The 9,073-nt window shown below is 52.5% G+C and carries 5 protein-coding genes and 2 pseudogenes; 2 read left to right on the top strand and 5 right to left on the bottom strand.

The window, feature by feature from the left end:
- Positions 1 to 195 precede the first annotated feature (195 nt).
- The gene (locus AC2FIT_RS19455; RefSeq protein WP_496831675.1) at positions 196 to 1,491 is read right to left on the bottom strand and encodes a right-handed parallel beta-helix repeat-containing protein; all 1,296 of its coding nucleotides are present in this window, start codon (positions 1,489 to 1,491) and stop codon (positions 196 to 198) included.
- Between the two features lie 644 nt (positions 1,492 to 2,135).
- Positions 2,136 to 3,020, bottom strand: a complete 885-nt coding sequence (locus AC2FIT_RS19460; protein ID WP_496831677.1) for a right-handed parallel beta-helix repeat-containing protein — start codon at positions 3,018 to 3,020, stop codon at positions 2,136 to 2,138.
- A 1,120-nt stretch (positions 3,021 to 4,140) separates the two neighbouring features.
- Here AC2FIT_RS19460 and AC2FIT_RS19465 point away from each other — a divergent pair.
- The gene (locus AC2FIT_RS19465; protein ID WP_496831679.1) at positions 4,141 to 5,688 is read left to right on the top strand and encodes a lipopolysaccharide biosynthesis protein; all 1,548 of its coding nucleotides are present in this window, start codon (positions 4,141 to 4,143) and stop codon (positions 5,686 to 5,688) included.
- On the opposite strand, the gene AC2FIT_RS19470 is transcribed toward AC2FIT_RS19465, so the two are convergent.
- From AC2FIT_RS19470 to AC2FIT_RS19480, 3 genes and pseudogenes are all read right to left on the bottom strand, one after another.
- Entirely contained in the window at positions 5,685 to 6,800 is a 1,116-nt protein-coding gene (locus AC2FIT_RS19470) for a glycosyltransferase (RefSeq protein WP_496831680.1), read from the bottom strand. The genes AC2FIT_RS19465 and AC2FIT_RS19470 overlap by 4 nt on opposite strands.
- Before the next feature lie 893 nt (positions 6,801 to 7,693).
- Complete coding sequence (locus AC2FIT_RS19475) at positions 7,694 to 8,452, bottom strand: LamG domain-containing protein (RefSeq protein WP_496831682.1); 759 nt, start codon at positions 8,450 to 8,452, stop codon at positions 7,694 to 7,696.
- A 212-nt stretch (positions 8,453 to 8,664) separates the two neighbouring features.
- Positions 8,665 to 8,887: pseudogene (locus AC2FIT_RS19480) on the bottom strand (IS6 family transposase); the annotation flags it as partial.
- Between the two features lie 85 nt (positions 8,888 to 8,972).
- Between AC2FIT_RS19480 and AC2FIT_RS19485 the strand changes: the two are divergent.
- Positions 8,973 to 9,073: pseudogene (locus AC2FIT_RS19485) on the top strand (IS110 family transposase); the annotation flags it as partial.

Consider the following 9,073-nt stretch of genomic DNA (forward strand, 5'->3'; position numbering starts at 1 on the left):
GGTTGCCACATTGTCGCCATAAATCTGAAAAAATACGGTTTGTTTCCAAATTGCTGCACATAAAAAAACTGGGAACACACCGATTTGTGGTCAGATTCTCTTACCAGACGGCCTAAAAATACAGCGCGCTCAGACCGCTAAACCGACCCGAGCGCGCAAAAACAATGAACGGTCCAAAACGCGGAACAGTAACGATCAGAACAGAAGACCGTTGGAATACTCCCAATTCGGATCAATCTCGTCGGCACCGATGACTGTATTTGGTCCAAGGTTTGAGTCTTGGATACCGCCGCCCCAGCCGTAACTGTCATCGTAGAAAACGGGCTGCACGTCTCCGAAGACGTTGTCATAGACTTCAATGTCTGTCGTTGGCTGTTCAAAGCGGGTGTGTTCGTTGGCAATTAAAAGGCCGATTCCCGGTGCATCCTTTCGGAAGTATTCTTCGTCGCCGGTGTGGAACAGCAGATTGTCTGTCGCCGTCACGTCCTGAGCATTGTCCAGGTAGACTTGCACGCTGAAATTGTCGTAGACCCTGTTTCCTTCGATCATGACGTCGGAGGAGGACAACACGCCGATACCTTCGCCGTAATTTTTGAACACGATGTTGTCCTCGACAAGAACGTCGGTTGAGACATCAATCGCAATCCCACGCGGCCAACCATAGTCGAGATCACGTTCTTCATTCATCAAGCCGGTGTCAAAGACGACGTTGTCCGTAATCACATGTCCACTGCTATCACCCAACTTATTAGACCCGACCCAAATGCCACCAACTTCCGATGCATGCACGATGTTGTTAGAAATGGTCACGTTGTCGGACGCCCAGACCACAAGCCCCGTTCCAGTGGAGTTTGTAACTTCGAAGCCTTCGAAACGGATATTGTCCGCTGCAAGGGTGACGAGATCCGTATTGGGCGGTGTTCGACTGCCATCAATGACTGGACGCTCTCCTGGATAGGCGGCGATGACCATGTCGTTTCCAACATCGCCACCGTTTTCGATCAGGATCGGCCCATCGTATACCCCGCCACGAACGAGGATGACATCTCCTGCGCCAGCTACACTTGCCGCATGCTCGATGGTCTTAAAAGGATCGTCGATCGAGCCGGTGCCGCTGTCGCTGCCGCTGTTTGAAACAAAGAACCTTGCTTGCGAGATGACGTCGGCCTGAGCACTATTGTCGGGTACAGACTCGGGCACTGGTTCTGGATCCGGCGTCGGTTCAGGTTCTTGCTCGGGTTGAAGTTCCGGTGCAGCGACGTCCTCGGGTGGCGGTGTGCTCGGCGACCCCGGATCCGCAACGATCACTTCTTCCGGCGTGTTTTCGGATTCCAATTCAGACCCAGAGTCCGGCTCATACTCCGACGCAGGCTTGGCCGCATCGTGGATAGACTGCCAAAATGAATGAGAGGTATCTTCGCCGCCTCGCCAATCCGACCTATCAAACAGGCCATTACTAAAGAGCCCACGTAGAAACAGGAAAAGGTTCATTTGTTCTGCTCGCACATTGTTTTTTTGTTCGCGTGACCGCCGTGCAACGATATCTGCCGTCTATTGAAGTGTTAGTAAGCGACGGCAGTTCGGCGACATGACGATCCGAAAACCATTGTCTAGCGTAGTGTCGAAAATTTCTAGAAGACTAAGGTTGCGACGCCTGAACAGGCGGCAAACTGACAAGTTCCGGCCAACTTCCCTGCTGATTTCCGCCGATCAGTCTGTGGGGATTGACTCCGATTGGCGCTTTTCAACGCTGACATCACCTTGAAATCAGAACTTTTTCCCATGGTAGGGAAGCAATCATGTCACATGCTGAGCTTCCAGTAATTTCTTGCTCACTCTGCTCTCCGTTCTGGGACCGTGAGGACAAACGAAAAGCCGCATTTAATGCCGTCAGTAAGCAGACACGCATGCAAGGACCTTTAATTGCATAGCTCAGCGCGCAGCGTTTTCTCGCATTTAAAGCGATTCGATTCAGGTGATCGGTCGCGCAAGCTGCGTAAGCAAAGGTGAGTCCGGCGGGCTACATCGCGGTCAAACCTGTCCAAAGAGCAAGGCAACTGTTAAGTCGGGGCCAGTCTTATTTGCTAAGCGTTGGATCGAAATCGGTGCTATAGAAAATGTCCGAAAAATCTGCGTCACGGATTTAAGTCTTTATAGCCACCCCACCCATTGCCCGAAGCCTTGTTTCCGGAAAGGCGGGCGGGCCGCATCGCGCCATTATTGTCAAATCCGCTTGCGCGATTGCCGATAGCCCGATTGCCGATAATTTGATGCAATGGCCCGGTGGTGTTACGGCCAAGTTTGAACCCAACTCCGTCACCAGCGGCCTGACGCGTTCCCGGGATCCATCCATTCCTGGATGCGGTCGAACCTTCAATCGTTACAGGAGCCTCGGCCAGCCACAGATCAAAGCCATCATCGGAATTGTTGTAGGAACTACAATTCGAAATCACGTTGCCTGTAGCTCGCCTCGGAATGGACGTGACACCTATCCCGTCGGCATTGCCGCCCGGCGTCTCTGATCTTGGATCATAGTTGCTGTGCGCTTTACAGTTCCGAAGCAGATTGTTGCGTGAATCCCCGATTACTAGAATTCCGGGTCCCTGGTGTTCAAAGCTATGGACCCTATCGAGCAGGTTGTTCGATGCATTCTTGATTTGAATACCGACGGCCCATGCCCCTGCTGAATTCTGCTTTGCACCTCTGACCGAGAAATTGATAAGTCGCCAATGGTCGCCGTTCAGGTTTAAACAGTAAAGCGTGCGCGCCGAAGTCTTAGCGCTGCAATCGAGAAGGACACCGGGACCGCTGCCGCGTAGGGTAATCGGAGCATCGGATCTGCCGCTCTTTGCCAGATTGAGACCATACTGCGTGCTGCCCTGGAAGCCGTACACTCCGGGCGCAACGAGAACCGTGTCTCCGGGTTGTGCCAATGCGATGCCACGCTGGATGGACCTAATCGGGTCTGATGAAGTCCCGGCGTTTGTGTCATTACCATCTGCCGCGGAAACATGGATCACACGACCTGATGTACTCTGATCACCCGTATTTCCTGCCGCGCGCGCTTCTAGCTGGTCCGGACTTGACGCACAACCGCTCAGCAACGCTATCGTCAACATTAGTAAGAAGGAAAATTTCCGACGTCTCATAAAAAGTCCCATTCTCTGAAGGCGACGCGCCCCCCGTTTTCCTTGGATTCACCCAACAGAAGCCGCCCCCCTGCCGGATGCTGCACCGGGAAAATGATACGATGCGATGTCTGCCTAATCATCCCCATGATTGGAGCCACATTAGCGTGGAAGGCACACCATGCGGGGACACCCATGGCGAAGGGTGAATCCTCTGGGTTGGAGTTTCTGAAACCGCAGCTGCGCAAGCTGCGATCCACAATAAAAGGCAATTGTCGTGGCTGCTTTCCTCACGCGGATCACCGAAAGCAAATCGAGACGGGGCTTGTTGATGTGAGTGCTGAATTCAACCATCCCGTCAGCAGTCGTCCGTCGCAGCTCATCTGGACAATCGAAATCGGGCCGCGGCATTCTGGATGTTTTCATTTGCCGCACCTAATCCGGACGTTTAACACAAAGCCGGCCAAGAGAGACTTTTCATCCACACTTCGAATTGCAGTCATTTAGGCTTGTCCTTCATACCAGAAGCCGCCCTTGAGCTAGCAATGAAGTCATCACTATTGACGGAAATAGGCTCATCGGCATTCACCTTACGCTCAACAGATATTTGCGATTTATGCTACTACGAGCCGTCACAAGTAATTTGTACAGAATACCAGCATTCAACGCAACGTTGGCAGGCAGTGTTCAATTCCACTCTTCAGCCGTGGTGTCCACCAAAACAGTTCCGATGCTGTAGAAGGTCGATGCAGATAATCTGCTACCGCATCCCAAAAAAATAATACTTGCCTCGCATGAACAGGTTGTCCATCGACTACGAAAGCGTAATGGATTTCATTCTTTCGTCAGATGGTACCGCGGGTTTTCCTGCCGCTCGCCAGGACTCAACGCTATGAAGCTCTCGATAGTTTATTCGTCTTGCGCACACTTTCTGTTCGGCACCATTCCGTTTTGGGGTCACGTATTTACATAGAAATTCCTTGCCGACTAGCATTTATCTGCATCATGAGAAATGGTGCTGGTGGACCTTGACTACCATTGTTGGAAAGCAAAGCATCTGTGGCTAACGAGTGATCTCATGAAGGAAGAGAACGAGATAAGTCCGAGTAACGCACCAAGCCCATCGGGCCTATCGACGAAGGGCCGACTTGGCTTTCTCTTTCGTGATTCCGCCGTTTATGGAGGAGCGGCGGCTGTTAGTCGGCTGGCGACGCTGATTACCTTTCCCCTTCTTGCACGTCATCTCAGCACCTCTGACTACGGCATCTTTGACACGCTTCAAGTAATGGGTGCGTTCTTGACCATCCTCTTCATTTTCGGTCAGGACAGCGCCGTATCCCGCTTTTACTTCGAGTACGAAAAAACTGAAGCCAGGAAACAGGTGATATCTCAGTCGCTGATGTTTCGGGGTTTTTTGATCGTGATTTTCGTGCCGCTGTTATGGACGTTAGGTCCAGCAGCCATTCGTCATTTCGGGTATGACAGCGAAACGGTGTTCGCATTTCGCATCCTCGTCCTTCAAGTGCCCTGTATGGTGATCATCGAGTTTTCGGTGACACTGCTGCGTCTGACCTTCCGACGGTGGCATTTTGTAATGCTTTCGCTCGCCTTCTCATTCGTGCAAGCGGCGTTCGTGGTCTGCGCAATCCTCGTTTTCAATGCGGGCATCGGCCAACTCATGATCGCAAATTTCGCCGCCGCGCTTATCTTCGCTTTAATCGCGCTTCTGCTAACGCGTGACTGGCTTACACGGCCGTCAGATGTGCACTATCTTCGCGAGATGCTACCCTACGCAGGGCCCTATGGCCTGATCAGTGCCTCGCGCGCCGTAGGGCCGCTGGCAGAGCGGGCGCTTGTCGGGGCCTTGATCGGGACAGAGGCGCTCGGTCTCTACGCCGCCGGTGCCAAGATCGCGATGCTTTTCTCCTTGTTTGCCTTCGCATTCCAGACCGCATGGAATCCCTTTGCCCTTGCGGTTTTTAAGAAATCGGATGCGGCAGAGACCTACAATGCCGTGTTGAAGAGCTTCACGCTTGCGGTGTGCCTTGCCTCCTTCGCCCTTCTCATCCTCGCAGAGCCACTTCTCGTACTCCTTGCGTCAGAAGCTTACCGGTCGGGAGTGGTCGTCATTTTCCCACTAGTGCTGGCGCTTGTGATTGAGGCTGTCGGCTGGGTGACGGAAATCGGCGTTGTACTTGCCAAGCGCAGCGGACTGAAGCTTGTCGCCTACATTCTGGCATTCTGCGTGACAATAATAGCTATTTTGATCCTTGCACCGACGTACGGAATTTCTGGCTGTGCATGGGCGGTCGTTTTGGGGAGTATAACCAAGACGGCTGTCGTTACGCTGTTCGCGCAACGAGCCTACCCGCTACCATGGGTCTGGTCGCCAATCTATGTGTTGCTGCCCTCGACGATGGTAATCGGAGTACTTGCCCTTGCGCTTGACGCTGTCTGGCCAGTTATGCTCGGGTTCGCAATTCTGCCCGTGCTTTCCTATCTCTTCGTATTCGATTCTGGTGATCGCGTCTTGCTGACGCGTCTGGTTCGCCGATCTTAGTTTGGAAGGGCGTCGTACTGCGCTTTCAGTTTCTTTTTCCAAGTTGCTATATCCGTAAAGCGCTCAGCACTTGCGATAGCATTGGCCGACATCGAATTTCGCAGCTCCGGATCGGAGCACAACTCGACGAGCGCCTCGGCGAGCGCCTCCGGTTGACCAGGCGGGACTAAACGTCCTTGTGATGCACTCACGTATTCCGGGACGCTTCCGACTGCGGTTGAGACCACTGGAAGCCCAGCGGCTATCGCTTCCAACAGTGAGAGAGGCAAACCCTCCGAGACCGAGCTCAAGACAAAGATATCCGCCGCATTCAGCAAGGAATTCACATCTTTGCGACCACCAAGAAACTGGACGCGCTCTCCGATCTGTAGGCGCTCTGCCTGCTCTTCAAGTTCCTCGCGCAACTGACCTTCGCCGCAAATCCATAACCGAGCTTTGGGCACGGTCTTGAGTGTGATGGCAAACGCCTTGAGCATCGTCGAGATATCCTTGACCGGGGCAAGCCGGCCGGTGGAAATGGCAATGACCTCTCCCGGATCCGCACCGAGTTTGGACCGGACTTTTTCTCTAGCTTCCTCACTACTTGGTTTGGCGGGTTCGACCACGTTGTCTATCGTCGTCATTGGCTTTCCGGGAAACCGCCCCTCGTTGGCTTGCGCTGCTGTTTGACCAACAAAGATAACCCGGTCCACGAACATCCTGACCGCCAGAGTCTCCATCAATCTCAAGACCCAGCCACGAACACCATCGTACTGAACCGTACGAACATTGTGGATCGAAGCAACCATCGGAATATTTGCCCATCGACCAACCACCGCGCCGATGATCGTGGCGTACGTTAAGTGCAGGTGAAGCGCGTCGGGTCGAAGCTTTCTGAGCGAGCGAAGAACCCGAAGATAGCTAACCGGCGTCCAAAGACGGCAATTTTCTACGACGACGACCTCAGCGCCTTTCGACACAAGTCGATCATATAGGAAGTCCGAAATTGAGCCGAACGATAAAACAGTAAGTGTGTCGGCGCTGAGATCCTCGTTAAGCATGACGTCCAGAAGTCGTTGTGCACCGCCTATTTCCAGATGATCGATAGCATGCACTACGCGCTTTCCGGACATTCCTTGACCTCCAAAAGTGGTATCGCAATGAATAGCAACAGCTCCATACATCCAAGCCTTGACGCGGCTAATTCATTCCCTTTCTTGACTAACGCGTGCACCTCTATGGTCTGTTTCAAGATTCACTCAGCTTCAAGAATGACGGGACTCCGCCAGAAAACTCACCCTAGTTAACCTTTTGACATCATCCAAGATGTTGTTTTCTTAAACTAATCTTTTGCCGCAAGAACGTTACCGACGCAACACTCTTGGTCAAGTTTTCGGGAGCGGGCTCTTTCCATTTGCTGCTGCATACCAGCGATTTGCTAACATGCACAATTCCAAGCATCGTTAAGTCGACACTGCCGGCCCCGCCAAGATGCTGTCAGACAAATTCGAACCAGTCTAAGCAGGCGAGTAGAGTTGTACTTTATGCAGCGACAAGGTCGCGCCACTCGGTAAGAGCGGTGGAAGGTGTCAGCTTGAAGGTGTCTTGGCTGATAAGAGATCGCAGTACTTACGGACGAGATCGAACACGTCTGAGCAATGACAGCATAGCTAACCTTTCCCCTGCGTAAAGACCACCCCACTCGGCCAGATGCCAGCACCAACGGTTCGACTTAATCCCTTCGACATGTCGTTTCCTGAACTCGTTAAGAAAAATCGGCCGAACCTGCGCCATCAAATCGAATGGCTTAAGGGCTCAAATCGATATCGCACTCGTGCAGTAGGTTCTCGACGTTCCGGAGAGACATGGAAACAGGACAAACAGCATCACCGCCAGATGGATGAATTGTGAACTGGTCTTGAAACAGCGAAACGGCGATCGATTGGTGATGGGGCGACGCCACAAAAACGCCCTCCCCGTCTCAAGCCAGTTTGCTTTTACAACACCCGTCTGCCTGAGAATGGGGTCATTGCCCAAGGGATACCGGGGTGGTGGACAGGTAGTGAGCGTGGATTTCATCGGATGAAAGGACGCGATTGTAAATCCGGACGTCATCCAGACTGCCGGCGATCTCATCGATGATAGTGCCATCGGCTTTTATAAACGCGCCAACCGTCAGAGGCTCATCCTCAAAGCCGATCTCACCTTCGTAAGGCAACGCACATACCTCGGCTCCGTCAGCAAAAAGGCGCGCCATTTGACCATCATAGGTTGCGGCAAGATGGATCCACTTGTCGAGCTCGGCCACATATTGCAAATCAGCGTAACACTCGACCTGTACCCTATCCGAAAGCCCAATCTTTTGCGTCACTTTTGCAAGCAATGAACGACGCTCGGCAAGTTGCAGCTTGAACTGCGGGCCGTGAAAACCAAAGAACAACGCCGGATAGGCACTGGCAACGACGGAAACATTTTTGTCTTCGGTGCGATAAGTCCACGCGATCAGAGAGATCGACTTGGACGTCGCGCGAATCTCGTCCGTCATCTGGACCGAGACGATGCTGTCGTTCTCGCCATCGAGCAACAGCACGCCATCAATTATCCCTTCTTCTGACCCGATATTGATGATTGTGCCATCATGCCCATTGCCGGACATGTCTACGACAAGGTCACCGTGATGTTCGTCAAAGCTCCACATTCCGACAAGGCCTTCTTTCTCATCCGCACCGACCTTTAGAGCGAAAACCAACAACAACGCCACTGCAACATACAATGAGTTCTTCACACCCAAGTACTCCAATAAAATACAAGAAAGCTCAAAACGCTGCCCCCCGAATTCTGGTTTTATTCAACAAAGTGACGTCTACTATCCACTAGTTCGCGCAACTTTTGCGCATAACCATACGCGATTTACCGACAAGATTACATGATCTCTCTTTCGACGGTGCTGTCAGACAATTTCGAACCAGTCTCAGCTAGACTGATTGAAGCTGCGCCTTATGCCGCGTGAAGCTCACACCACCCGGCAAGAGCGACGGACCGTATCGGCTCGGAAGTGTTTCGGCTAATAAGTAGATCACTGCTGGTTGAAGTGGTTGTAGACGGAGGGATGAACGGCGGCGATGTCCTGCAAACTTTGCATCCGCCTAGAACGATGTATCCCGCGTTCTCGTCGTCGGAATGCAAGGTGTGAGTTTTCAACCCGGTTGTTGAGCCACCTTTCTTCCTCATCTTATGGAATGGACGCCCCTTGCACCGACGCCGATAGTTTTCGGCAGACGTAGCAAGCAGAAGGAGTTCACAGAATGCAGTTACTTGCGATTGATTTAGGCAAACAGTCGTTTCACATCCACGGGATCACCGATCAGGGCGAGGTGATCTCGAAGAAGGTGACCAGATCAAAACT

Source organism: Ruegeria sp. YTSA135 (assembly GCF_059610165.1).